Origin of the sequence: Sandaracinus amylolyticus (assembly GCF_021631985.1) — a bacterium.
Lineage (GTDB): Bacteria > Myxococcota_A > Polyangia > Polyangiales > Sandaracinaceae > Sandaracinus > Sandaracinus amylolyticus_A.
Window position 1 is genome coordinate 4,400,704 of the sequence record NZ_CP070225.1, and the last position, 25,581, is coordinate 4,426,284.

Below are 25,581 nucleotides of genomic sequence, written 5' to 3' on the forward strand. Positions count from 1 at the left end.
AGACGATGAAGGACATTTTCTCGTTCTTCGAGAAGCCGAAGGATCCGCTCTCGTTCTCGGCGATTCGTATCTCGCTCGCTTCGCCTGAGAAGATCCGGGAGTGGTCGCACGGCGAGGTCAAGAAGCCGGAGACGATCAACTACCGCACGTTCAAGCCGGAGCGGGACGGGCTCTTCTGCGCGAAGATCTTCGGTCCCGTGAAGGACTACGAGTGCATCTGCGGCAAGTACAAGCGCATGAAGCACCGTGGAATCGTGTGCGAGAAGTGCGGCGTGGAGGTGATCCAGTCGAAGGTGCGTCGTGAGCGCCTCGGCCACATCACGCTCGCGACGCCCGTCGCGCACATCTGGTTCCTGAAGAGCCTTCCGTCGCGTATCGGCGCGATCCTCGACATCACGCTCAAGGATCTCGAGCGCATCCTGTACTGCGAGAGCTACGTCGTTCTCGACAAGGGCGACACGCCCCTCGAGAAGGGCGAGATCCTCTCGGAGGAGCGCCACCAGGAGCTCCTCGACGAGTACGGCGACGACCGCTTCAAGGCCGGCATGGGCGGCGAAGCGATCCTCGAGCTCCTCAAGGAGATCGACGTCCACGCGATGGCCGAGCAGCTCCGCTCCGAGATGAAGGAGTCGAGCAGCGAGGCGAAGCGGAAGAAGTACGCCAAGCGCCTGAAGGTCATCGAGGCCTTCAAGGAGAGTGGCAATCGTCCCGAGTGGATGATGCTGACGGTGATTCCGGTGCTCCCGCCGGATCTCCGCCCGCTCGTTCCGCTCGACGGTGGTCGATTCGCGACGTCGGATCTCAACGATCTCTATCGTCGTGTCATCAACCGCAACAACCGCCTGAAGCGCCTCATCGAGCTGAACGCGCCGGAGATCATCATCCGGAACGAGCGGCGCATGCTGCAGGAGGCGGTCGACGCGCTGTTCGACAACGGCCGTCGCGGCAAGACGATCACCGGTCCGAACAAGCGCCCGCTCAAGTCCCTCAGCGACATGCTGAAGGGCAAGCAGGGCCGGTTCCGCCAGAACCTGCTCGGCAAGCGCGTCGACTACTCGGGTCGTTCGGTCATCGTCGTCGGTCCCAGCCTGCGCCTTCACCAGTGCGGTCTGCCGAAGAAGATGGCGCTCGAGCTCTTCAAGCCGTTCATCTACAACAAGCTCGAAGAGCGCGGCTACGTCACGACGATCAAGAGCGCGAAGAAGCTCGTCGAGAAGGAGAAGCCGGAGGTCTGGGACATCCTCGAGGAGGTCATCACCGAGCACCCGGTGATGCTGAACCGAGCCCCGACCCTGCACCGTCTCGGCATCCAGGCGTTCGAGCCGGTGCTGATCGAGGGCAAGGCAATCCAGCTGCACCCCCTCGTCTGCGTCGCGTTCAACGCCGACTTCGACGGCGATCAGATGGCGGTCCACGTGCCGCTCTCGATCGAGGCGCAGATGGAAGCGCGCGTGCTCATGATGAGCACGAACAACATCCTCTCGCCCGCGAACGGCCGCCCGATCATCAACCCGACCCAGGACATCGTCCTCGGGCTCTACTACATGACGCGGCAGCGTCCTTTCGCGCGCGGCGAGTACGTCGACGGCAGCGAGAAGACGGGCAACTTCCGCGGCATCTACGCGTCGCCCGACGAAGTGCGCATGGCGTACGACGCGGGTGAGATCGAGCTGCACGCGCGCATCAAGTGCCGCGTGGACGGCAAGCTCGCGGACACGACCGTCGGTCGCGTCCTCGTGAGCGAGGTGCTGCCCGACAAGCTCGAGTTCTCGCTGATGAACCGCGTGCTCACGAAGAAGGCGCTCACCGAGGTGATCGACGCCTGCTATCGCGCGCACCAGAACAAGGCGACGGTCCTCCTCGCGGACCGCATGCGCAGCCTCGGCTTCGAGATGGCGGCCCAGTCGGGCGTGTCGGTCTGCATGGACGACATGCTGATCCCGCCGTCGAAGAAGACGATCCTCGAGCAGTCGCAGGCCGACGTCGAAACCGTCATCGAGCAGTATCAGGAAGGCCTGATCACCGACGGTGAGCGGTACAACAAGATCGTCGACATCTGGGCCGCTGCGTCGGACCAGGTCGCGCGCGATCTGATCGAGGGCATCAGCCGCGAAGTCATCGTCAGCAAGGATGGCGAGAAGAAGGAGACTGCCTCCTTCAATCCCATCTTCATGATGGCGGACTCCGGCGCGCGTGGCTCGAACCAGCAGATTCGTCAGCTGGCCGGCATGCGCGGCTTGATGGCGAAGCCGTCGGGTGAAATCATCGAGACGCCGATCACCGCGAACTTCCGCGAGGGTCTGACGGTTCTCCAGTACTTCATCTCGACGCACGGCGCGCGTAAGGGCCTCGCCGACACCGCGCTCAAGACCGCGAACTCCGGCTACCTCACGCGTCGTCTCGTCGACGTCGCGCAGGACGCCGTGGTCACGGAGCACGACTGCGGAACGATCGACGGCATCGAGATCGCGAAGCTCGAAGAGGGCGGCGAGATCGTGCAGGGCCTCGGCGAGCGCATCCTGGGCCGCACGGCGCTCGAGGACATCTTCGACCCGCGTGACGAGGACCGAGTGGTCGTCGCCGCCGGTGAGGAGATCGACGAGTCGAAGGTCGGCGAGATCGAAGAGGCGGGCATCGAGAGCGTGCGCATCCGTTCGGTGCTCACGTGCGCGACCCGTCGCGGCATCTGCGCCCTCTGCTACGGCCGTGACCTCGCGCGCGGTTACCGCGTGAACACGGGTGAAGCAGTCGGCGTCATCGCGGCGCAGTCGATCGGTGAGCCGGGCACGCAGCTCACGATGCGCACCTTCCACATCGGTGGTGCGGCGGCGCGCGGCAAGATCGAGCAGTCGAGCATCGAGAACCGCTTCGAGGGCCGGGTCAAGCTCGAGAAGGTCAACACGGTGACGAAGAAGGACGGCACGGTGGTGGTGATGAACCGCCACGGCGTCCTGAAGATCGTCGACGAGTCGGGCCGCGAGAAGGAGACCTACAACCTCGTCTACGGCGCATTCCTCAAGATGCCCGAGGGCTCGCTCGTGCAGAAGGGAACGGTCCTCGCGGACTGGGATCCGTACGCGATCCCGATCCTCACCGAGGTCTCCGGCATCGTGAAGTACGGCGACATCATCGATGGCGTCACGATGGAGGAGAAGCTCAACGAGGTGACCGGCCTCTCGCAGCGCGTGGTCATCGAGTCGCGCGATGCGTCGGCGCGGCCGCGCCTGTCGATCAAGGACGAGAGCGGCGAGACGAAGAAGACGGGCGTGGGTGAGAACCTCGCGCGTTACTTCCTCCCGGTCGGCTCGAACATCATCCCGGCGGACGGGACCGAGGTCGACGCGGGCGACATCCTCGCGAAGATCCCCCGCGAGACCACGAAGACCAAGGACATCACGGGCGGTCTGCCGCGCGTGGCCGAGCTCTTCGAGGCCCGCAAGCCGAAGGATCACGCGATCGTCGCGGAGATCGACGGCACGGTCACGTTCGGCAAGGACACCAAGGGCAAGCGCAAGGTCCTCGTGCAGCCCGAGTCGGGCGACGCGAAGGAGTACCTGATCGCGAAGGGCAAGCACCTCACCGTCAAGGAAGGTGACTACGTCCGCGCCGGCGAGCCGCTGATGGACGGCCCCGCCAACCCGCACGACATCCTGAAGATCAAGGGCGAGAAGGAGCTCGCGGCCTGGCTGGTGAACGAGATCCAGCAGGTCTACCGGCTCCAGGGCGTCGGCATCAACGACAAGCACATCGAGACGATCGTGCGGATGATGCTGCGCCGCGTCCGAGTGAAGGAGCCGGGCGACACCAACTTCCTGATGGACGAGCAGGTCGAGAAGGCCGTGTTCGAGCGCGAGAACGAGAAGGTCCTCGCGCGTGGCGGAGCCCCCGCGATCGCCGAGCCGCTGCTGCTCGGCATCACGAAGGCCTCGCTGAGCACGGAGAGCTTCATCTCGGCGAGCTCGTTCCAGGAGACCACGAAGGTCCTCACGGAGGCGGCGATCAACGGAAAGGTCGACGAGCTCCGCGGCCTCAAGGAGAACGTCATCATGGGACGCCTCCTGCCGGCCGGTACGGGCCTCTCGGCCTACAAGCGCCTCGACATGATCGTCGAGGACGGGTCGGCGGCGAGCGACTATTCGCCCGCGGACGACCTGATGGCGGCGGCCTCCGAAGAGGAGTGAGCGCCGACTGATTGGCACCCTCGCAGAGGGTGCCAATCAGTCGTGAAGAGGGTCGCGGGCCGATGGCTCGCGGCCCTTTTCGCTTTGGTGCGCTATGAGCGCGGGATGGAAGCTCCCGTGTACTCGGTGCGCACCGAGCGGCTCTTGGTGCGCGGATACGAGCCCTCCGACGCGGTGGCGTCGGGCGAGCTCTTGAAGGCGAACCTCGAGCACCTGCGCTGGATGCCGTGGGCCACGACGGAGGCAACGACCGTCGAGTCGCGGCTCGGGTGGATCCGCCGCGTGCGCGCGGAGCTCGATCGCGGCGGGAGCGATCTCGTGTACGGGATCTTCGACGCCAGCGGGCGCGAGCTGATGGGCGGCATCGGGCTCCACGCGCGGATCGGTCCGCACGCGCTGGAGATCGGGTACTGGATCTCGGCGGCGCACGAGGGACGCGGGTACGTGACCGAAGCGGCGGGCGCGCTGACGCGTGTCGCGTTCGACGTGCATCACGTGGGGCGCGTCGAGATCCATTGCGATCCGCGGAACACACGGAGCGCGGCGGTGGCGCGGCGGCTGGGGTACACCCACGACGCGACGCTGCGCCGGCGCACGCTCGATCCCGAGGGGCGAGAGCGCGACACGATGGTGTGGTCGCTCTTCGCCGACGAGCTCCGGCGGAGCGCGGCGTCGAAGGTGGGGTACGAGGCGTTCGACGCGCTCGAGAGGTCCGTCGCGCGTGGCTGAGATGTCACGTCACGAAGTGCTGGCACGTCATCCAGGTAGAGCCCATCCTCGGGCCGATTTCGACGAGGTGTCGCCGTGCAGGCCGTATCGCTCCGCGCTCGTTCGCTCTCGACGTCGCTCTTCCTGAAGACGCTCCTCGCGCTGAGCGGCGCGGGGTGGTTCTTCTTCCTGCTCAACCACCTGTACTCGAACCTGCACCTGTTCCTCGGGCGCGATGCGTTCAACGGGTACTACGACGCGCTGAAGGAGAGCCCCGCGATGCTCTGGGGTATCCGTGGCGTGCTGATCGCGGGCATCGTGGTGCACGTCGGGACGTCGATCGTGATCACGCGGCGCAGCCTCGAGTCCCGGCCGCAGCGTTATCACGTGAAGAAGGACGTGGTGACGACGTACGCGGCGCGGACGATGCGCTGGACGGGCCCGATCGTCGGGCTCTACCTCGTCTATCACATCCTCCATCTGACGGTCGGCGCGGCGATGCCCGCGGGGCTCGCGCACGATCCGCACGACTACTACGGCAACGTGGTGCGCAGCTTCCAGGTGCCGTGGGTCGCGGCGTTCTACGTGGTCGCGAACGGCGCGCTGACGGTCCACCTCGCGCACGGGGTGTCGAGCCTGTTCCAGACGCTCGGGCTCGTGGACCCGCAGGTCGACAAGACGCGCAACGTGGTCGCGATCGCGCTGGCCGCGCTGGTGTGCGTGGGGTTCGCGTCGATGCCGATCGCGGTGTGGGCGGGCGTGCTGGTGCCCTGAAGCGGCGCCGGTTGCGACGACGAGCGCAACCGAGCAAGACAGCGCGCGATGGGGGCCGTCGCCATGCAGAATCGCGCGTTGGTGTTGGGTGTGCTCGCGTGCATCGCGAGCGCTTGTGACGATCGAGTTCGCTGCGGGGACCTCGAGTACGACCCAGACGAAGAACGGTGTGCGTGTCCGGCAGGAACCGAGTTCGTCTGCCTGGGCGAGGAGATGTGCACGTGCGCCGCGGTCAGCGACGCGGGTGTCGACGCTGCCGTTCCGAGCTCGCCGGTCATCGAGATCGCGCCCGCCGCGCCGCGTACGGATGACGCGTTGATCGCATCGATCGTCGAGCCGAGCGTCGACGCCGACGGCGCAGAGGTTCGTTACGAGTACCGCTGGTTGCGGAACGACCTCGATGCCGAGGTCTCCAGTGAACGTGTCGAGCCCGACGTCACGTCCCGGGGCGATCGCTGGACTGTCGAGGTCACTCCGGTGGCGCTCGACGGGCGGCGCGGCGCGCCAGGACGGGCCTCGGTGACGATTGCGAATACCGCACCGACGCTACGGAGCGTCGGCCTGAGCCACTATCGACCGGTCGAAGGTGACACGCTCGAGGGGCTGCCCACCAGCGCTCGCGACGCCGACGGCGATACGCTGACCATCTCGTATCGATGGCGTGTCGATGCCACCGAGCTGCCGAACACGACCCGACAGCTACGGCTCGCCGGTGCGAGCCTGACGGCGGGTGCGATGGTCTACGTCGAGGCGCGAGCGTCGGACGGTGAGCTCGAGTCCAATGTGGTTGCCGCGGGCCCTGCGGTGATCGTGCCGAACACGACACGTTGGATCCAGCACTGGCCCGACCGCGCGCGGATCGATTTCGCGAGCTTCGATCCGCATCACGGCAGGATGCTGATCCAGACGATGGCGGAGACGTCGATTCCGGCTCAGCTGTGGGAGCACGTTCCTCACGACGATCGCTTCGTGCAGTTGCGCCCGACCGGAGCGCCTCCTCGCGTGGAGTTCTCGCCACGCGCATGGGATCGGCGTCACCGGCGCCTGCTCGTCCTGCAGGTCCACGCGGGAGACTCTCGGCTCAAAGTGTTCGCGCTCGACGTCGCGACTCGCGGCGCAGAGTCATGGCGCGAGCTCACGGTCGCTGGCGGCGACGCGCTCATGGGTGCCGTGCTCGGGCTCAGCGTCGTGATCGACGAGAGGCGGGATCGCGCGCTGTTCGCCGCCCGGGCGGCGGACGACCAGCCGGTCGAGCTCTGGTCGCTGGGCCTCGGCGGGCCCGACCTCACGCTCGAGCGTGTCGCGCAGGACCAACCGACAGATGCGCTCTTCGGAGCGTGGGTCATCAGCGAGGACGGTGCGCGGGCGTACGTGCTCGGCGGCGGTGACTTGGCGGCCTCGAGGGCCAGTGACCGCGTGCACGTCGTGGACCTCGCGAACCCGAGCGGCGGCCTCGTCGAGACGGAGGCGCGCTTGCCGTTGCCGATGCTGGCTCCTATCGCCGCACGTGGTCGCGAGGATCGCGTGGTCTTCGGCGCCGGCATCGGCGAAGGGGCCACCGCGGCCGGGCTCTGGACGTTGACACTGGCGGACCTCGCGGTCGCGCCGGTCGTTGCCACCGTCGGCCGGCCCTCGCGAGTTCTCGGATGGATTGGTCACGACGACGAGGACGACCGATTTCTGCTGGTCCCGGGCCGACGCTCGCTGTTCGCGCATGCGGAGTACGAGCTGTTCGCGTTGTCGTCGAACGCGACCGCAGCGACGAACGTGCACGTGTTCGGCGCGACCGTCCCGACGCCGACGTTCTCGAGCATCGCAGGCGTCGTCGGGCCGGACATCGTTCTGTTCGGTGGCGCCGACCTCCAGCGGACGCCGACGTCGGAGCTCTGGGCGTTCAGCGCCGGCTCGTTCAATGGATTCCGTCCGGTCGACGCGAGCCCCGATCCCGTCGCGGGTCGTCCGGAGGCGCGCTACGCGGCCAGCTTCCAGAGCTTCGGAGAGGTCTTCGGATTCTCCGGAGGTCGTACGGGTGCGGGCACGTTCGCGGATTCGACGACGTGGGTCCTGCGCGGCTCGCAATGGATCGCGCGACAGCTCGCGGGGACGCCGACTGCAGCTCATGCGCGTGCGGACGGGATCTTCTTCGATTCGAACGCGAACAGGTGTGGTGGTGATCTCGCGGTCTTCGGTGGCGTCTCGGCGAGCGAGGCGGCGACCGGCGACGTCAGTCTGATGAACTGCGAGCACGAAGACTCGGGCTGCACCTGGACGACGCTGGCGACAGCTGGGACACCCCCGAGCCCCCGGACTGCGGCAGCGATCTTCGCAATCGATGCGAACTCGAGCACGTTCGTCGTGGTGGGAGGTGCGCCGCATTCCGCCGAGCTCGACGCGTTCGAGCTCGGGACGTGCAGCACTCCGCCGCGCTGGACCGAGCTCGCGATCGAGGGCGACATCCCCGCGCCGCGGAGCGGCCACACGATCACGACGGGACCTTCGCTGATGTTCGGCGGGCAGCTCTCCGAGGGCTACACGAACGAGCTGTATCTCGTCGAGTCGGCAGCCGGGGCCGTTCGCTTCACGCGGCTGCAGCCCGCGACCGATGGCGACGGTGCGCCGCTCGGTCGCGCGCTGCACGTCGCGGTCGCAGGGTCCAACGTGATCGCCGGCGTGCCGGAGCGGATCTTCGTCTACGGTGGCGCGCGAGGACGCGCGGCCTGGTCGGACGACGTGCGCGTGCTCGGTGATTTCTGGGAGCTGCGCCTCGTGCGGTGAGCGACATGACAAACGGCTCGGCGCGATCGCGCCGAGCCGTTCTCACCACGTTCCGCGAGCTCTCACAGCTCCGTATACGGGGCTCGGTCGGCGACGTAGCTCAGATAGAGCCACCAGCCGTCCATGCCCATGTGCGTATCGCGGTCGCCTCGCGTCGGCGCCGCCTGCGAGCAGTTATTCATGCCGCCGCGGAAGAGCGCAGAGAGGGGGCGGTTGTCGATCGCCGCCTGCCCCGTCGTGCCCGGCGGAATGACGATCCCGTCCGCGACTGCGACCGGCAGGAACCCGCGAATGAGCCCGTTCGTGATCGCACTCGCGGGATTGCCGGACCAGCGACCCGCGATGCGCGTGTCACTCAGGGTGATCGGAATGCCTGCGAGATTGATCGTGAGCTCACCGATGTCGGCGGTGAAGCACGCGGCTCCCGCCGCTGCGGTCGTGGACGCGACTGCGGGTGAGTAGCCGCCCGTCGTGCCATCCAGCGCCTGGAGGCAGACCATCGGCGATCCGTAGCTGCTCACCGGGCCGGAAGACCGATCGGCGCCCGCCGGGAGCGTGCACATCGTCGAAGAGAGCGGGGCAGTGCAATCCGGCATTACGACGTGTCCGGTGGTGCTGCTGCCCGCCGCCTGCGCGAGCGGCGTGAACGCGACCAGGAGATTGAGGTCGAGCTCTCCATCGGCGCTCGGCGACGTATCGGTCGTCAGCCGCGTCTGGATCAGAGGATTCACGCCCTGTTGGCCGAACAGGTCGAGGTTCGTGATGTCGAGACACCCGAGCACGTTCGCGAATGCGTGCGGGTCGAGCAGGTCCATGTCGCGAACCCGGAAGCCGGTGGGAACGACCTCGGTGGTGCACGTGGCGCTGCAGCCGTCGCCGTTCGCCGTGTTTCCGTCGTCGCAGGTCTCGGGCGCGGTGATCACGCCGTCGCCGCAGCGCCGCGGACAGTCGCTGTCGTTGCCGATGTTCGCGCCCGTCGGGCAGCAGCCGTCGCCCGCCGCCGGGGTCGTGATCGGCGGATAAGTGCACGCCGCGCTGCAGGTGCCGGCGTTCACGAGCGTGTCGGTCGTGCAGACCATTCCGTCGCTGCACGTCGTCGGGCACGCGCCCGCGCCGCTGGCGATCGCGGTGTCGCACGCCTCGCTCGGCGAGCGCACGCCGTCACCGCAGCGCACCGGGCAGTCGTTGTCGGTCGCGATGGTCGCGCCGGGCGGGCAGCAGCCATCCGACGGTGCGGGCGCGGTGATCGCGGGATACGAGCACGTGGCAGCGCAGGTGCCGGCGCCCGTGAGCACGTCGCGCGTGCAGCTCATGCCGTCGGTGCACGTCGTCGGGCAGCGGCCCGCGCCCGACGTGATGCCGGTGTCGCACGCCTCGCCGCCGCTCACGACGCCGTCGCCGCACGTCGCGGTGCAGTCGGAGTCGTTCGCGATCGTCGCGCCCGGCGGGCAGCAGCCGTCGCCGTTCGCCGGCAAGGTGATTGCGGTCGAGGTGCAGGTCGCGGCGCAGGTGCCCGCGTTGACGAGCATGTCGGTCGTGCAGGCCGCGCCGTCGTTGCAGGTCGTCGGGCACGCGCCCGCGCCCGACGTGATGCCGGTGTCGCAGGCCTCGCCGGCCGAGACGACGCCGTCACCGCACGCGATCGCGCAGTCGGGGTCGTTCGCGAGGGTCGCGCCGGGAGGACAGCACGAGTCCGCCGCGCCGGGCGTCGTGATCGGCGTGTTCGTGCAGACCGCGTCGCAGGTGCCGCCCCCGGTGAGCGAGTCCGTGGTGCAGCTCATGCTGTCGTCACACGACGCCGGGCAGGCGCCCACCGTGCCGCTCGCAATCGCGGTGTCGCACGCCTCGGTGCCGGTCACGAAGCCGTCGCCGCACGAGCCCGCGCAGTCGTTGTCGGTCGACGCGTTCGCATCGGGCGGACAGCAGCCGTCGTCATCCGCGGCAGCCGTGATGTCGCCGTGGACGCACTCGACGGAGCAATCGGTGCCCGACAGCGTGTCGCTGGTGCACGCCATGCCGTCGTCGCAGTCGGTCGGGCAAGCGCCCTCTTCGCCCTCGCCGATGCCGGTGTCGCAGAGCTCGCCGGTGCCGACGACGCCATCGCCGCACTCGAGCTCGCACGCCGCCGAGCATCCATCCCCGGCCAGGCGCCCGCCGTCGTCGCACTCCTCGCCGTCATCGACGGTGCCGTCGCCGCACCGACCAGTGGACGGCCCCGAATCGCTGCGCACCTGCGCGTCGGTCCCCACCGACGCGTCTCCGGGATCCCCTCCGTCGTCGTCGCCGCACCCGACTGTAGCGAGCGCGAGCGCGAGCACGACGGCACCCATCGCATTCGATCGACTTCTCATCACGACCCCCTTCCCCTGCCAAAGAGCAAGCTGCGCAGGCAGCGTACACGGGGTCGAAATCGAACTGAAATCGGGTCAATGACCTGGGGTCACTTGCCCCCGTCTATGAATGACGGTTCAGTCGGTGATAGGCTCGCCGCGCCATGACCTACCTGTTCGAGACCGAGGAGCACGCCGCGCTTCGCGCGCAGGTGCGTCGCTGGGCCCAGAGCGAGATCGCGCCGCACGCGGATCACTGGGAAGAAGAAGAGGAATTCCCGGTCGAGCTCTACCGGCGCGCGGGCGCCGCGGGGGTGCTCGGCACCGGCTATCCCGAGGCGGTCGGCGGGAGCGGCGGCGACGTGACCCACGTGGTCGTCGCGGCCGAGGAGATGATCCTCGCGGGCCGCAGCGTGGGCACGACGGTCGGGCTCGGGTCCCACGGGATCGCGCTGCCGCCGATCGTGCACTCGGGCACCGATGCGCAGAAGGAGCGCTTCGTCGCGCCGACGCTGCGCGGCGAGCTGATCTCGGCGCTCGCGATCACCGAGCCCGGCGGGGGCAGCGACGTGGCGTCGCTCCGGACGCGCGCGGCGCGCGACGGCGACTTCTACGTGGTGAACGGGAGCAAGACGTTCATCACGTCGGGCGCTCGCGCGGACTTCGTCACTGCCGCGGTGCGCACCGGAGGGCCCGGGCACGGCGGCGTGTCGCTGCTGATCATCGAGTCGCGCACGCCCGGCTTCCACGTGTCGAAGAAGCTCAAGAAGACCGGCTGGTGGGCGAGCGACACCGCCGAGCTGACGTTCGAGGACTGCCGCGTTCCGGCCGAGAACCTCGTGGGGATCGAGAACGCGGGGTTCATCTCGATCATGATGAACTTCGCGCAAGAGCGGCTCTTGCTCGCGTCGCAGTGTGTCGCGATCTCGGAGCTCGCTTATCGCGAGTCGATTCGATATGCGAAGGAGCGAGTCGCGTTCGGCAAGTCGATCTCCGGATTCCAGGTGATCCGACACAAGCTCGCCGACATGGCATCGCGCATCGCGGCGGCGCGCGCGCTGACGGGCGAGCTCGCGGTGCGTCACGCGAAGGGCGAGCAGGTGCCCGCCCTCGCGGCGATGGCGAAGAACGTCGCGACCGACGCGTGCTCGTTCGTCTGCGACCAAGCGGTGCAGATCCACGGCGGCATGGGCTACATGCGCGAGGTGCTCGTCGAGCGCCTCTATCGCGATGCGCGCCTCTATCCGATCGGCGGCGGGACTCGAGAGATCATGAACGAGATCATCTCGAAGGCCGAAGGCTACTGACCTTCAGGCACTGCGGATCAGGTCGAGCACCGCGCGCTTCGGGCGCGGCTTGTGGGTCCCGATCGTCCACGCCGCGGCGACTCGCTTCGCGATGGGATCCGGGTCGACGCCCGAGGCGAGGTGCAGCTCGGCGAGCGCCTCGCCCTTCTTCACCTTCTCGGCGACGTGCTTCTTGATGACGATGCCGACCGCGGGATCGACCGCCTGATCGGCGCGCGTGCGGCCCGCGCCGATCGCGACGCCCGTCAGGCCGAGCTCGAGCGCGTCGATGCCGAGGACCCATCCGGTCTTCGGCGCGTGCACGTCGATCACCTGCGACGCGCGCGGGAGTCGATCGGGCTCGTCCACGGTGCGCGGATCGCCGCCCTGGGCGCGCACGATCTCACGCATCTTCGCGGCGGCGCTGCCGTCGGCGATACACGCCTCGAGCATCCTGCGCGCCTGCGCGTTCGTCTTCGCGACACCGCCGAGGCGCAGCATCTCCGCGCCGAGCACCAGCGTGATCTCGAGAAGATCCTTCGGGCCGCGGCCGTGCAGGATCTCGAACGCCTCGGCGGTCTCGAGCGCGTTGCCGATCGTGCGTCCGAGGGGCGCGTCCATGCGCGTGAGGATCGCGGTGACCTTCTTGCCCGCGAGGCCCCCTACCCGCACCAGCGACGTCGCGAGCGCGCGCGCGTCGGGCAGCGACTTCATGAACGCGCCGCGGCCGACCTTCACGTCGAGCACGAGCCCGTCGATGCCCTCCGCGAGCTTCTTCGAGAGGATGCTCGCGGTGATCAGCGGGATGCTCTCGACGGTGCCCGTCACGTCGCGCAGCGCGTAGAGGCGCTTGTCGGCGGGCGCGATGTCCGCGGTCTGACCGATCAGCGCGCAGCCGATGTCGCGCACCTGCGCGACGAACTGCTCGGTGCTCATCGAGACCGAGAAGCCGGGGATCGCCTCGAGCTTGTCGAGCGTGCCGCCGGTGTGGCCGAGCCCGCGACCGCTGACCATCGGCACTGCGACGCCGCACGCGGCGACCATCGGTGCGAGGCAGAGCGAGACCTTGTCGCCGACGCCGCCGGTCGAGTGCTTGTCGACCTTCGTCTCCGGGATGTCGCTGGTGTCGACGACGAGGCCCGAGTCGCGCATCGCGAGCGTGAGCGCGACGATCTCGTCGGGATCCATGCCGCGCAGCAGGACCGCCATCGCGAGCGCGCTCATCTGGTAGTCGGCGACGGTGCCCGCGGTGAAGCCCTCGATGAGGTGCTGGATCTCGCGCGCGGTGAGCCGGCCGCCTTCGCGCTTGCGCACGATGAGCTCGGGGACCGTGGGCAGTGGTTGCTCGGCAGCGGCGGGCTTCGACTTCGTCGTCGTCTTCTTCTTCGCGTTCGCGCGGGACTGCATGATCTTCGTGGTTCTCGTGACGTTCAGCGGCTGCGGCGCGGGCCGCGATCGCGGTGTTTGCCGGGCTTCTGGGGGCGCGGTGCGCGCGAGGGACGCTCGCGCCGCGGCTCTTCGGCGTGCGCACGCGGGCGCTCGCTGCGACGTCGCTCGGTGCGACGCGCTTCGGGGAGCGTGATCGGCACCGCGACCATCTCGCGACGCTCGATCACGACCGACTCGAGACGCACGGTGAGGCGACCGCCGAGCGCGAACGAGTGGCCCGAGCGACGACCGACGAGGCGGATGCCGAGCCGATCGAGCTCGTAGTAGTCCTCGCCGAGGCGCTCGATCGGAGCGCGCGTCTCGACGAACGGGAGATCGAGCGAGACCCAGAGGCCGTGCTCGGTCACGCCGGTGATCGTGCCCTCGAATTCCTCGCCGACGCGATCCTTCATCAGCAGGCAGCGATAGAGGTTCACCGACTCGCGCTCGACCGTCATCGCGCGCCGCTCCATGCGGCTCGACTGCTGCGCTTGCTGCTGGAGCTTCTCGCGCAGCGCGGTGGCCTCGATGCGCTCGCCGCGCGCGAGCGCGCGCACGACACGATGCACCGCGAGATCGGGATAACGACGGATCGGCGACGTGAAGTGCAGGTAGTCGCGCGCCGCGAGCGCGAAGTGACCGAGGTTGCGCGTGTCGTAGCTCGCCTGCTGCATCGCGCGCAGCAGGAGGAACCCGAGCGACTGCGCGTGCGGCGTGCCCGCGATGCGATCGAGGAACTTCTGGAGCTTCTTCGGGCTCTCCGCGGCGTTCTCCTCGAGCGCGTGGCCGAACGCCTCCGCGACGGCGGCGAACGTCTCGACCTTGTTCGGATCGGGCTTGCCGTGGACGCGGAAGATCGCGGGCACCTTGCGGCGCGTGAGGTCCTCGGCGACGACCTCGTTCGCGAGGAGCATCAGGTCCTCGACGATCTCGTACGCCTCCTTGATGCCCGCGTCGCTGCGCGAGCGGATCACGTCGCGCGGCTCGCCGCTCTTGTCGAGCAGCACCTTCGCCTCGGGCAGCTCGAAGCCGAGCGCGCCGCGTCGATTGCGCAGCGCGCGCAGGCGGCGCGAGATCTGGTGGAGCACCTTCAAGAGCGGCAGGTGCTGCTCGGCGCTCTCCTGTCGCGGCGCGTCCTCGGTGAGGCCGAGCGCGCGCGCCGCGCCGCCGTAGCTGATGCGCGCCTTCGAGCGCATCACGCCTTCGATCAGGCGGTGCGAGAGGATCTTGCCGAGCTTGCCGAGGCGCACCTCGACCGCGAGCGTGAGGCGATCTTCGTCGGGCACCAGCGACGCGAGGTTCGTCGAGAGCTCCGGCGGGAGCATCGGGATCGCGCGGCCAGGAAGGTAGATCGAGGTGCCGCGGGTGAGCGCCTCGCGATCGATCGCGCTGCCCTCGCGCACGTAGTGCGAGACGTCGGCGATCGCGACGATCACGCGGAAGCCGTCGGGCGTCTGCTCGGCCCACACCGCGTCGTCGTGATCGCGCGCGTCCTCGGGATCGATGGTGACGAGATCGAGGTGGCGCAGATCCTCGCGCTCGCGGATGTCGTGATCCGGCACCTGCGCGGGGAAGCCGAGCGCCTCCTGCACGACGTCCTCGGGGAACTCCTCGACCACTCCCTCGCGGATCAGGATCTTCGCGATCTCGACCTCGGCCGAGCCACGCGGACCGAGCACGCGCAGCACCCGCGCTTCGGGGATCTCGCCCGGGAATTCCGGGTACTTCGTGATCTGCGCGACGACGTCCGAGCCCGGCTCGGTCTCGAGCGGGAGCGTGCCGCTGACGCGGAACACCTCGGGCAGACGCGCGTCGTGCGTCTCGATCAGGTACACGCGGCGGGCGCGCGTGAGGCGGCCCGCGATGCGCAACAGACCGCGGTCGACGATGCGCAGCACCTCGCCCTCGCGGCCCTTCTCGGTGCGTCGCGCGCTGACCTCGACGCGATCGCCGTGCATCGCGTTCGCGAGGCTGCGCGCCGACACGAACACGTCGGGCCCGCCGTCGTCCGCCGCGACGAAGCCGAAGCCGCGCGGCGTGATCGTGAGCCAGCCCGTGACCGCCGGACCGCCGGGTGCGCGCGGCTTCTCGAAGCGTTCCGCGGCCTCCTGCTCGGCCTCGCGCTTGTGCCGCGGCTTCGTCACGAACGCCTCGGGCGGCGGCGGCGCGGCGTGCTTGCGGCCGGGACCGACCTTGTAGCGATTGCCCGGGAGCTCCTTCGCGAGGCCGAGCTCCTTCAGGTCCTGGAGGCGATCGCGCACCTCGTCCCTGGCGCTCTTGGGCGCGCCGAGGATCTGCACGATTTCCATCACGTGCAGGCTGCGCCCGCCGCTCGCGCGCAGGGCGTTCATCACCTGCTCGCGGCCGATCGACTTCGTGGTGCTCATCGGGAGGTCGCCTCGAGGGCGTAGATGCCGCCGTCGTCGGTGCCGACGATCAGCACGCCGCCCTCGCCGATCGCCGCGGTGGAGTCCACGTCGTGGCCGAGGTTGTGGCGGTAGATCAGCGTGCCGTCGGGAGCGAGCACGTAGAGGTAGTCGTCCTGCGAGCCCACGTAGATCCTTCCCTCCGCGTCGATGCGCGCCGAGGCCCGGACGCGACCCGACGTGCGCACGCGGAAGCGCTGCGTGCCGTCGGGGGCGATGCCGTGGATCGAGCGATCGTCACTCCCCACTACGATGGTCCCGTCGCGCGCGATCGCAGGTGTCGCGCGCACGTCTCCCTCGGCCTGGTAGCGCCAGCGCACGGTGCCGTCGCCCGGCGCGATCGCGAGGACCTCGCCGAGATCGTTCCCGACGTAGATCGTGCCGTCGTCGGCGATCGACGCGCCTCCGTCGACGCTCGCGCCGGCGCGCGCCTCCCACGCGACCTCGCCGTTGCGTCGCACCGCGATCACGCGGCCGTCGGTGGTGCCGACGATCACGAGGCCGCTCGGATGGATCGCCGGGGCGGTGCGAAGCGCCTCGGCCGTCGCGACGTGCCACCGCGGATTGCCGGCGCGATCGAGCGCCCACAGGCCGTCCGCCGCGACGTAGATCGTGCCGTCCTCGTCGATCGCGAGGCTCGCATCGACCGGCGCACCGAGCGTACGGCGCCAGCGCACCTGCCCTTGCGGCGTGAGCGCGACGACCGAGCCGTCGTGGTTGCCGACCAGGATCGTCCCGTCGCTCGCGATCGCGGCGGACGCGTAGAAGCGATCCGCGCCCGCGTAGCGCCAGCGCAGCGAGCCGTCGGGCGCGATCGCGACGAAGCTACGGTCGGTCGAGCCGACGTACGCGGTGCCGTCGGCGCCGAGGATCGGCGCGGCGTGCACGCGCGCGCTGGTGTGATGGACCCAGCGAACGCGTGGCTCCGACGCCGGGCCCGCGGCCGCGGTGCGACCGGTGTGGCGCGGGCCGCCCATGAACATCGGGAGCTCGGTCGGGCGCGCGATCGGAGTGCCCGCGTCGGGCGTGCTCGGCTCGACCGGCGTGCCCGCATCTGCGCCCACTTCCCCGCCGCTCGAGAGCGCGCGGTTCCGCTCGGCGAGCTCGGTCCGCACTTCCTCTTCGAAGCGACACCGGCCCTCGTGGCAGATGCGATCGCCGCGACACTCGCGATCCGACATGCAGGGCCCGGGCTGCGGCATCGCGGGGCCGCACGACGCGAGGAGCGCGGCGAGCGCGGACGCGCATGGAACGAAGAAACGGCTCGGCATGGGGCGAGTTGTACGCGGGAAGGACGGGGCGGTGGCGATGCAGCGTGGTCTCACGCGCGGGTCAGCCCTCCCCTGGCCGGGCCACCTGTAGCAGAAAGCGGCGTTCCCGTCTTGTTCAGGGCGCGCGCTCGATCCACCGCACCCGCCCGTCGGCGATCCACGCGAGGCGCCGCCCCGAGGGCGAGATCGCGACGTCGATCGACGCGCCCTCGGGCGCGACCCATCCCGTCGGGCGCACGAATTCGGCGCGCCGCTCGGGCGCGAGCGTGATCACGACCAGGCCCGCGTGGGTCGCGTACGCGTAGATCCGCGCGTCCGACGTGGCGTGACCGGGCGCGATCGGCGCGGGGATCGCGGCGCCCGCATCGAGCACCACGGGATCACCCGCGGCGCGCCCCTCGACGTCGAGCGGCACCACGCGCAGCTCGGTCCCACGCGCGAGCAGCACGCCCTGGGGGGCCCAGCCCAGCGCGCGCCAGCCGTCCTCGTCGGCGCGCAGCGCGGGCGTGAGGTCGGGGCACGGCGCGCCCGGCGGAGGACGGCGCGGCGCGATCAGCGCGTCGTGGCGCGCACCACCGAGATCGGCGAGCGCGTCCACCGGGCCGATCACGAGCACCGTGCCCGCACATCGACGCTCGATCGCCACCAGGCGCCGGCCTGCGGACGGATCGACCATCGCGAGCGAGCCCTCGGCGGCGGCGCCGCGCTGCTCCTCGCCGCTCGCGAGCGCGATCACCCGCGGCGCACCACCGCGCACGAGCAGGCGATCCTCGCCGAGGAACGCGAGCACCGATCGACGCGGCCCGCGCTCGCGCGGGGCCTCGAGCGCAGGGCCTTCGTGGATCGTGAGCGCCGCGTCGGAGAGGCCGTCGAGCGCGCTGCGCGCCGCGTCGCGCTCGCCGTCGCGCACCGAGATCGGCGACGACGCGTCGAGACGCGAGAGCGCGTCGAGCGCGAGCAGCGGATCGTTCGTGCGCGCCGCGGACTGCGCGAGCACCGCGAGCGCGCGACCCGCGCCCGCCGAGCGCCCACAGGGCACGCCGGCCGCGCCGCCGATCTCGAGCCGCGCGCGCCCCGGCTCGCGGCAGAGCGCGTCCCAGAGCGTCAGCGCGCGCAATGCGCCGGCGCGCGCGCGATCGGGATGACGGCGCAGCGCAGTGCGCGCCTCCTGCGCGAGCGCAGCGATGCGCGCCTCGGGCTCCGTCGCGTCGCGCGCCAGGCCCGCGGGGCGATCGAGGAACACCAACGACACGTCGGCCGGCGCGTCGACGCCCTCGGCACGCAGCGCGAGATCGGCGACGAGATCCGCGTGCCCGTCTCCGTCGCGATCCTCGACGCGCAGCGCGAGCGACTCGTCTGCGGCGCGCGCGCGCAGCACGAAGCGCTCGAGCACGCGGGGGCGCGCCTCGGCCGCGATCGCGATCACGTGGAGCACGCGCGGGGTGTCGCTCGACGCGCAGCTCGCGTCGGCCTGCGCGACGAGGCGATCATCGGAGAGCCCGCGCAGGCTCGCGCGATCGATCGTGCACCCGGTCGCGAGCGCGGGCGTGCTCGCGAGCTCGCTCGGCGCGGCGAACGCGGCGCCGTCGCGCGCCACGAAGAGCACGCGCGGCCCGTGCGCGGCGCTGCCGCCGGTCACCAGCACGACGTCGCGATCCCCGTCGCGATCGAGATCGATCGCGCCCAGCGCGCGCAGGCTCTCGCCCTCGATCGCGATCGACGCACCCTCGACCTCCACCTGCGTCGTGCCGTCGGGGAGCTCGCGCGCGACCATCGGCGCGCGCGCCGGCGCGTCGGGTCGCTGCGGCGTCTCGCTCGTGCCCGGGCCCTCGGTGCGCGGGCGCGCCGCGCCGCCGCCGTCGAGGCCGAACGGAACGGGCCCTCCACGCTCGCACGAGTCGCACGCGACCAAGGCGAGCGACGCGATCACGAAGGTCGCGAGGGAGGCATTGGGTGCGCGTCCGGTCATTCGCTCGCCGCTCATACCACGGCGCTCGTGCGACGACGCACGAGGGCGCGGAGGAGCGATTCTCTTCGACGCGACCCGTCGATATCGTGCTCCGCTCGCGAGAGGGGCAATCCGACTGGCACGCTCGCCATCGCGTTTTCGTGAGAGGATGCCGGCGCCCCGCGTGGGAGCGCAGGGAGAGGGGACTGCGATGGACTCAAGATTCGCTTCGTGGAACGTGGCGCTCGTCGCGCTCGGGCTGAGCGTCGTGGGCTGTGGCGGCGACGACGCCCCCGCCGATCCCGACGCCGGCGCCAGCAGCCTTCCAGTGCTGTCGACCGGAACGCAGCTGAATCCGGCGACGGGCGCCGCGGACTACGCGTGCAACGGCACCGCGACGCAGCCCGCGTCCGGCGCCGACGTCGGCACGCTGTTCCAGCTGCGCGACTTCGAGTCCGACGCGGCAGTGGGCAACACGCGAGTCTGGCTCTTCCGGGACAACGTGGTTCGCGACGCGTGCAGCGCGCCGGGGTGCGTGGAATTCATGACCAACGCCGACGGTGACGCGACCGTCTCGCTCCCGGCGGACGGCTGGTACGCGTACCGCGTCTTCCCGCGCGAGGGCGCCACCGCCGCGACGACGGTCATCGACTCGATGCAGTACAACGAGCCCGCGCCGGCCGCTGCGGACTCGGCGGTGACCGGCAACGCGGTCTCGGCGGGCACGCTCGGGCTCATCCCCGCAGTGCTCGACATCGTGCGCACGCCCGGCACCGCGCTGCTCGCGGGCACCGTCGTCGACTGCGCCGGGACCCCGGTGTACGGCGCGGAGATCCGCGCGTACTCGGGATCGACGCGCATCGAAGACGGTCAGCAGCCGTCCGATCCGCACTTCCACTATTTCGACGGCGACTCGTTCCCGTCCGAGCAAGGCACGCACACGCACGCCGACGGGCTCTACGTCGCGATCCACATCCCGTTGCCCGCGGCCACCGACGACGTGCTGCGCATCGAGGCGTGGGGCCGTCCGAGCGAAGGCCCGCCGGTGCGCATCGGGTGCGAGGCGGTCCGCGTGCTCGCCGACGCGGTGACGATCGTCAACCTCGGTCCGGAGCGCAGCGACTACGGCGCTGGTCATCCGTGCGCCGCGGAGTGATCACCGACGAAACGCACTGAATCAGCGTTCAGGCTCGAGCCATCGAGAGCCTATCGTGCGTGCCAATCGCACGTCGGCCCTTCTCGATCGGCGTCCCTTCGTGTTCAATGGGCCCGCCGCGTTTCGATTTCGTGTCGTGCTCTCGGTGGATGGGAGAGCGCGCGCGGCACTCTCGCTTCGAGACCCGAGGAGACTCCGGGAGGAACGATGCAACGATTCCGGTCCACGCTCGCGATCGTGCTGCTGCTCGCGTGCGGGACGATTCCATCGCTCGCCAGCGCTCAGCAGACAGAGACCGAGCCCGAGGGGGGCACAGTCCAACCCGCCGAGACACAGGACGTTCCCGGTGAGGGCGAGACCGTCTCCGGCGAAGCGCCGGTCGGCCCCGAGGGCGAGCAGACACCGCCGCCGCCTCCGCCCCCGCCGCCTCCTCCGCCCCCGCCGCCTCCTCCTCCGCCGCCGGCCAGCGGTGGTGGTGAGGGCGCGCCCAGCGGCGACATCCCGATCGAGTTCCAGCTGCACGGCTACTACCGCGCGCGTCTCGAGGTGATCGACAGCCTGCCGATCCCGAACCCCGATCCGACGATCGGATCGTTCCGCGACGGCTCGACCGACGCGGCGTTCGGGTTCATGCGCCTGCGCCTCGACCCGTCGATCGTGTTCGGATCGAATCGCGCTCAGCCGGTCGCGGCACTGCGCGCGCAGTTCGACATCCTCGACAACGTCGTGTTCGGCGACAACGCGCGCCTCAACGGCACACCGATCTTCGCCAACGACCCGAGCAACACGAGCCTGTTCTCCGGCTTCACGTGGAGCACGGACGTCAATCCGATCTTCGTCCGCCGGCTCTGGCTCGAGTTCATGACGCCCGTCGGTCAGATCCGCATCGGCCGTCAGCCCTCGCAGGGCGGCATGGGCCTGCTCTTCAACGACGGCAACGACTTCAAGAACGACTTCGGCGACGCGCTGAGCGGCACGACGTTCGACCGCATCCTCTTCGCGACGCGCCCGCTGACGATCATCAACACGCTCGCGCGTGGCGACAGCCGGGCGACGCCGCTGATCCTCGCGGTCGCGTACGACTGGCTCGTCGAGGATCAGCTCACCTACCAGCGCGCGGCGGACCCGACGCCCGCGGGTGAGCGCGACTTCGCCGAGGCGCAACGTCGCCTCCGCAGCCCGGTGCCCTACGCGTTCCTCGGTGATCGCGCGGGCGAGGACGACGTCTGGCAGACGACCCTCGTGCTCGCGTGGAGCGACGCCGACTTCAACATGGCGGTGAACGCGCGCGACGAGCTCAGCGCGGGTGTCGTGCTCGTGCACCGCGGTCAGGCGTCGACGAGCTCCGACGTGTGGATCGGTGACCTCTTCTATCGCCTGCGCTGGTCGGCGTTCGGGCGTCGCGCGCCGCTGATCTACAGCGAGGGCGAGCTCTGGACGATCCAGGGCCGCACCAACGGCGTCGCGCTCACCGGCGACTTCTGCAACGACCTCACGGGCTGCGTGCTGCCCGATCCGACGAACCCGAGCGCGCCGCCGATCGCGGTGCCGGTCGGTCGTACGGCGACGACGGGCGGCGCGAACATCTGGGGCGGCGCGGTGCGCCTCGGCGTCGAGGACTCGTACTGGGCGGTCACGCTCGAGTCGGGCTTCTCGACCGGTCAGGAAGGGAACATCTTCGCGATCCGCACGCTGACGCAGCGCCCGAACAATCCGAACTACCAGGTCGGTCTGCTGCTCTATCCGATCGTGCTCAACGTGCGCACCGCGAACCAGTATCCGGCGTCGGCGCTCTGGTCGAACGGTGGTGTCTGGAACTCGATCTACTTCCTCGCGCAGGGTCGCCTCCGCCCGCTGGGCTACAACGGCGGCGTCGAGATCATCGGCCAGTTCCTCATGGGCTTCGCCGATCAGCTCAACGCGCCGCTCCGCAACACGCGCCCCATCGACGCGTCGATGGGCTGCGGCATCGGCAGCGAGTGTCTGCTCGGCTGGGAGGCGGACCTCGCGCTCAAGCTGAGCTGGGGCCCGCACGACGAGATGCGGTGGAGCAACGAGTTCGGCATCATGGGCGTCGGCGACGCGCTCGGTGCCGGCGGCCCGATCTCCACCGGCAATCGCCTCACCGACGACATCGCGTGGACGCTGCAGAGCCGCATCGCGTTCGTGTTCTGAGGAGGCGCCGACGATGACGAATCGCATCGTGCTGATCTGTGTGCTCGGCCTGCTCGGCGTCGCCTGCGACTTCGACGCGGCGTGCCCCGAGGGGTTCACCTACGACCACGACCGCCGGGTGTGCCTGTTCACCGGTGACGCGGGCAGCGGCACGCCGCCGCCGGTCGACTCGGGAACGCCCGGGGTCGACTCGGGCAGCGACGCGGGCGCGGATGGCGGTGACGCGGACGGCGGTGGCGCGGACGCGGGTGACACCGACGCCGGCACCGACGCCGCCGCAGGCACCTGAGCTCGCGCTCTCGACGTGACGACGCGCCCGGATCCACGCGGATCCGGGCGCGTTTCGTTTTTCAGAACGCGACGCGGTCCGCTTCGAGCTCGGGGATGCTCGGATCGAGCTCGACCATCGGCAGGCCCTGCTGCGCGCGATACGCGGCCCAGTGTCCGAGCACGCGCCGCACGTAGCGATGGGTCTGATCGAACGGGATGCGCTCGCAGAACGCGTCGATCGGCATGTCCTCGGAGTGATCGCGGAGCCAGCGACGCACGTTGTGCGGGCCGCCGTTGTACGACGCGACCGCGAGCGGGACGCGCCCCTCGAAGCGACGGATCAGCGACGACAGGTACCAGGCCGCGAACTCGATGTTGGTGCGCGGGTCGAGCAGATCGTCGACGCCGAACTGCGCCTCGCGGCCCATCGAGCGCGCGATGAGGCGCCCGGTGCGCGGCATGATCTGGAGGAGCCCGACCGCGCCCGCGTACGAGACGATGCGCGGGTTGTAGACGCTCTCCACGCGCATCACCGCGAGGAGCAGGTTGGGATCGAGCCCCCGCTCGCGCGCGACCTCGTTCACGATCTGCTCGTAGGCGCGCGGGCGCATCGCGGCGCGCGAGCGACCACCGAAGCGGATCGCGAGACCGAAGTCGCCGAGCGACGCGGCGATGTCGCCGAGCACGCCCGCATCGACCGCACCGAGCTGACGGCGCGCGCGCATCGCCTCGCCCGACTCGGCGCGCATGCGCGGCGGCGTCGCGCCGCGATAGACCGCCTCGACGCCGGCGCGCAGCGTCCCGCGACCGCGCGCCTGGTACCACGCGAGGAAGGCCTCGTGGAGCTCGTCGGTCACGCCTGCGTCGTCGCCGAGGCGCAGCATCGCGAGCGCGCGCGTGAGCCACGGATAGCCGGCTCGATGCGTCTCGGCGAGCACCGCGAGGCGCTGCTCGATCTCGTCGCGCGGCATCGGGCGGAAGCGCGGCGCGGGCGCGTCGACCGGGACGTCGAGGTCTTCCTCGTCGCTCGCCACGGTCGGGCTCGGCGCGGGCTGGGGCGCGACCGCGGTGCCGCGCGGGCTGGGCGCGTCGACGACCAGCGTCGGCTCCGGCGCATCGCCCTCGTGCTCGCGCGTCTTGCCCGGCTCGAGCGCGCTCGTCGTCGCCGCGCTCGCGACCGGCTCGCCGCCCAGCCACTGTCGCGCCCAGAGCGCGTACCAGCGCGTCTCGGTGCGATCCTGCGCGATGACCTGCGCGAGCTCGGCGCGCGCGACGTCGTGGCGACCGAGCCGTTCGAGCGCACGCGCGCGGTGATAACGCGACGCGACGCCGATCGAGCCCGGCGCGTTCACGCACTGCTCGAGCACACGCGCGACGCGCTCGTCGTCGCCGGCGCCGCTCGCGAGGACGCCCGCCTCGAGGCGCAGCCCGCAGGGGAGCGAGCGCGTCGCGAGCTCGTCGAGCGCGCCGTCGACCTCGGGTCGCAGACCGGCGCGCGTCGCCGTGCGCAGGTACCCGAAGAGACGCGTGGTGTTGACGGTGCGCAGGGTCCGCGCACGACCGGTGAAGCGCGCGAGCTCGGCGCGCGCTTCGCCCTCGGCGTGCGCGACCGCGGCGGCCGCGAGATCCTCGGCCTGCGCGCGGATGTCGGCGTCGTCGGTCGCGCCGCGCGCCTGGCGCATCAGCTGGGCCGCGTCCTCGAAGCGCCCCTCGACGCGCGCGATGCGCGCCGCGAGCAGCGTCACCTCCGCGAGCTCGCGGCGCGGGAGGCGCATCGACTGCACGCGCTCGATCTCGGCGCGCGCGAAGTCGGGCGCGCCGCGGCGCACGATGCGATCGAGGCGCTCGACGATCTGGAGGGGCGTGAACGGCGGAATCCGATGCCCCGATGCCTCCAGTCGCGCGACCGAAGCACGCGCGCGCTCTGCCGCGGGCATGTCGGGGCTCGTCAGATCGATGTCGCGGAGGATCGCGATCGCGCCGCGCACGTCCCCGCGTCCCTCGCGCATCTCCGCCTCGAGCAGGCGCAGATCGAGCGCCTCGGGGAGCTCGGGATAACGCGCGAGCAGCGCGCGCAGCTCCACGTCGGCACGGCGATCTCGCACCTCGAGCAGGCAGCGCACGCGCCCCACCCGGCCTCGCGCCGCGACCGCGGCGTGCGGGCTCGACGCGGCGCGCTCGTAGGCCTCGCACCCTCGACGATCGGCGGGGCGCATCTCGCCCTCGATCAGATCCCAGCGATCGGAGAGCTCGGGCACCAGCTCGCGCAGCGTGGCGAGCGAGATGAGCGCGTCGGCGTCACGGGCCGCGGCGCGATGTGCGGCGAGCGACGCGTACGCACGACGTGCGGCGTCGAAGCGCGCATCGACCGTGGGCGCAGCGGATGCGGGAGACGAGAGCCCGGTGTAGGCCGGCGTCCCGCCGGTGTAGGCCGGCGTGCCGGGAAGGCACGCGAGCACTGCGGGCTCGCCATCTCGCGGCCACGACGTCAGACTCGCGTCCGAGAACCTCGAGGCCGGCGCCATCGCCGCCTCGCTCCACGTGGCAGCGCCCTCGGTCGACACGCCCCACATCGACACGCCGTCGGACGCGCACATCGGCCCGTCCCACGCGCTCGCGGGCACCGTGCTGCCGCCGATCAAGAGGATCGACGCCAGCGACATCCACGATCGAACGCTGCGCCTCGACGAAACGCACAGCGCGGCACTGCCGCGCACTCGCTCGGTCCTGATCACGGCAAACAACCCCCGTTCGGATTCCGAGTCCGACACTCAAGATGTGCGATCGCGCTCACGCGCGCAAAAAACGCACGCGCGGACCCCTCGTTCTTCCAGGCATCGTCCCCATCGCGCT

14 protein-coding genes are annotated in these 25,581 nt (G+C 70.4%); 8 read left to right on the forward strand and 6 right to left on the reverse strand.

What is annotated here, in order from left to right:
- Window positions 1-5 precede the first annotated feature (5 nt).
- The 4 genes from rpoC (at window position 6) to I5071_RS18640 (ending at window position 8,438) form a co-directional block, all read left to right on the forward strand.
- Window positions 6-4,181: a DNA-directed RNA polymerase subunit beta' gene (rpoC, locus tag I5071_RS18625; protein ID WP_236606816.1), complete on the forward strand. Its 4,176-nt coding sequence runs from the start codon at window positions 6-8 to the stop codon at window positions 4,179-4,181.
- Window positions 4,182-4,286: 105 nt separating this feature from the next.
- Window positions 4,287-4,910 (forward strand): GNAT family N-acetyltransferase, encoded by a 624-nt coding sequence (locus I5071_RS18630; protein ID WP_236606817.1) that lies wholly within the window; start codon window positions 4,287-4,289, stop codon window positions 4,908-4,910.
- Window positions 4,911-4,985: 75 nt separating this feature from the next.
- A complete protein-coding gene (locus I5071_RS18635) occupies window positions 4,986-5,663 on the forward strand; it encodes a succinate dehydrogenase cytochrome b subunit (protein WP_236606818.1) in 678 nt (225 codons plus the stop codon).
- 315 nt (window positions 5,664-5,978) lie between these two features.
- The gene (locus I5071_RS18640) at window positions 5,979-8,438 is read left to right on the forward strand and encodes a hypothetical protein (RefSeq protein ID WP_236606819.1); all 2,460 of its coding nucleotides are present in this window, start codon (window positions 5,979-5,981) and stop codon (window positions 8,436-8,438) included.
- 62 nt (window positions 8,439-8,500) lie between these two features.
- Here the strand turns inward: I5071_RS18640 and I5071_RS18645 are convergent, their stop codons facing one another.
- Window positions 8,501-10,768, reverse strand: a complete 2,268-nt coding sequence (locus I5071_RS18645) for a DUF4215 domain-containing protein (RefSeq protein WP_236606820.1) — start codon at window positions 10,766-10,768, stop codon at window positions 8,501-8,503.
- 164 nt (window positions 10,769-10,932) lie between these two features.
- Between I5071_RS18645 and I5071_RS18650 the strand changes: the two genes are divergently transcribed.
- Entirely contained in the window at window positions 10,933-12,075 is a 1,143-nt protein-coding gene (locus tag I5071_RS18650) for an acyl-CoA dehydrogenase family protein (protein WP_236606821.1), read from the forward strand.
- Between the two features lie 3 nt (window positions 12,076-12,078).
- On the opposite strand, the gene I5071_RS18655 is transcribed toward I5071_RS18650, so the two are convergent.
- The 4 genes from I5071_RS18655 to I5071_RS18670 form a co-directional block, all read right to left on the reverse strand.
- The gene (locus I5071_RS18655; RefSeq protein ID WP_329611174.1) at window positions 12,079-13,461 is read right to left on the reverse strand and encodes a thymidine phosphorylase; all 1,383 of its coding nucleotides are present in this window, start codon (window positions 13,459-13,461) and stop codon (window positions 12,079-12,081) included.
- A gap of 23 nt (window positions 13,462-13,484) precedes the next feature.
- A complete protein-coding gene (gene rnr / locus I5071_RS18660) occupies window positions 13,485-15,869 on the reverse strand; it encodes a ribonuclease R (protein ID WP_236606822.1) in 2,385 nt (794 codons plus the stop codon).
- Window positions 15,866-17,179: a PQQ-binding-like beta-propeller repeat protein gene (locus tag I5071_RS18665; protein WP_236606823.1), complete on the reverse strand. Its 1,314-nt coding sequence runs from the start codon at window positions 17,177-17,179 to the stop codon at window positions 15,866-15,868. Before I5071_RS18665 ends, rnr begins: the two co-directional genes overlap by 4 nt.
- Window positions 17,180-17,294: 115 nt before the next feature.
- Entirely contained in the window at window positions 17,295-19,148 is a 1,854-nt protein-coding gene (locus tag I5071_RS18670) for a hypothetical protein (protein WP_236606824.1), read from the reverse strand.
- A 190-nt stretch (window positions 19,149-19,338) separates the two neighbouring features.
- On the opposite strand from I5071_RS18670, the gene I5071_RS18675 reads away from it, so the two are divergent.
- From I5071_RS18675 to I5071_RS18685, 3 genes are all read left to right on the forward strand, one after another.
- On the forward strand, window positions 19,339-20,283 hold the full coding sequence (locus I5071_RS18675) for a hypothetical protein (RefSeq protein WP_236606825.1): 945 nt from the start codon (window positions 19,339-19,341) through the stop codon (window positions 20,281-20,283).
- A 207-nt stretch (window positions 20,284-20,490) separates the two neighbouring features.
- On the forward strand, window positions 20,491-22,458 hold the full coding sequence (locus tag I5071_RS18680) for a hypothetical protein (protein WP_236606826.1): 1,968 nt from the start codon (window positions 20,491-20,493) through the stop codon (window positions 22,456-22,458).
- A 13-nt stretch (window positions 22,459-22,471) separates the two neighbouring features.
- Window positions 22,472-22,747: a hypothetical protein gene (locus I5071_RS18685; protein WP_236606827.1), complete on the forward strand. Its 276-nt coding sequence runs from the start codon at window positions 22,472-22,474 to the stop codon at window positions 22,745-22,747.
- A 61-nt stretch (window positions 22,748-22,808) separates the two neighbouring features.
- Here the strand turns inward: I5071_RS18685 and I5071_RS18690 are convergent, their stop codons facing one another.
- Window positions 22,809-25,391: a lytic transglycosylase domain-containing protein gene (locus tag I5071_RS18690; RefSeq protein ID WP_236606828.1), complete on the reverse strand. Its 2,583-nt coding sequence runs from the start codon at window positions 25,389-25,391 to the stop codon at window positions 22,809-22,811.
- Between the last annotated feature and the right edge of the window lie 190 nt (window positions 25,392-25,581).

What these genes read in the sequence shown, in the direction of transcription:
- rpoC (WP_236606816.1), top strand. Translation starts at nt 6, where the DNA reads ATGAAGGACATTTTCTCGTTCTTCGAGAAGCCGAAGGATCCGCTCTCG.
- I5071_RS18630 (WP_236606817.1), top strand. Translation starts at nt 4,287, where the DNA reads ATGGAAGCTCCCGTGTACTCGGTGCGCACCGAGCGGCTCTTGGTGCGC.
- I5071_RS18645 (WP_236606820.1), bottom strand. Translation starts at nt 10,768, where the DNA reads ATGGGTGCCGTCGTGCTCGCGCTCGCGCTCGCTACAGTCGGGTGCGGC.
- I5071_RS18650 (WP_236606821.1), top strand. Translation starts at nt 10,933, where the DNA reads ATGACCTACCTGTTCGAGACCGAGGAGCACGCCGCGCTTCGCGCGCAG.
- I5071_RS18655 (WP_329611174.1), bottom strand. Translation starts at nt 13,461, where the DNA reads ATGCAGTCCCGCGCGAACGCGAAGAAGAAGACGACGACGAAGTCGAAG.
- rnr (WP_236606822.1), bottom strand. Translation starts at nt 15,869, where the DNA reads ATGAGCACCACGAAGTCGATCGGCCGCGAGCAGGTGATGAACGCCCTG.
- I5071_RS18665 (WP_236606823.1), bottom strand. Translation starts at nt 17,179, where the DNA reads ATGCCGAGCCGTTTCTTCGTTCCATGCGCGTCCGCGCTCGCCGCGCTC.
- I5071_RS18670 (WP_236606824.1), bottom strand. Translation starts at nt 19,148, where the DNA reads ATGACCGGACGCGCACCCAATGCCTCCCTCGCGACCTTCGTGATCGCG.
- I5071_RS18675 (WP_236606825.1), top strand. Translation starts at nt 19,339, where the DNA reads ATGGACTCAAGATTCGCTTCGTGGAACGTGGCGCTCGTCGCGCTCGGG.
- I5071_RS18680 (WP_236606826.1), top strand. Translation starts at nt 20,491, where the DNA reads ATGCAACGATTCCGGTCCACGCTCGCGATCGTGCTGCTGCTCGCGTGC.
- I5071_RS18685 (WP_236606827.1), top strand. Translation starts at nt 22,472, where the DNA reads ATGACGAATCGCATCGTGCTGATCTGTGTGCTCGGCCTGCTCGGCGTC.
- I5071_RS18690 (WP_236606828.1), bottom strand. Translation starts at nt 25,391, where the DNA reads ATGTCGCTGGCGTCGATCCTCTTGATCGGCGGCAGCACGGTGCCCGCG.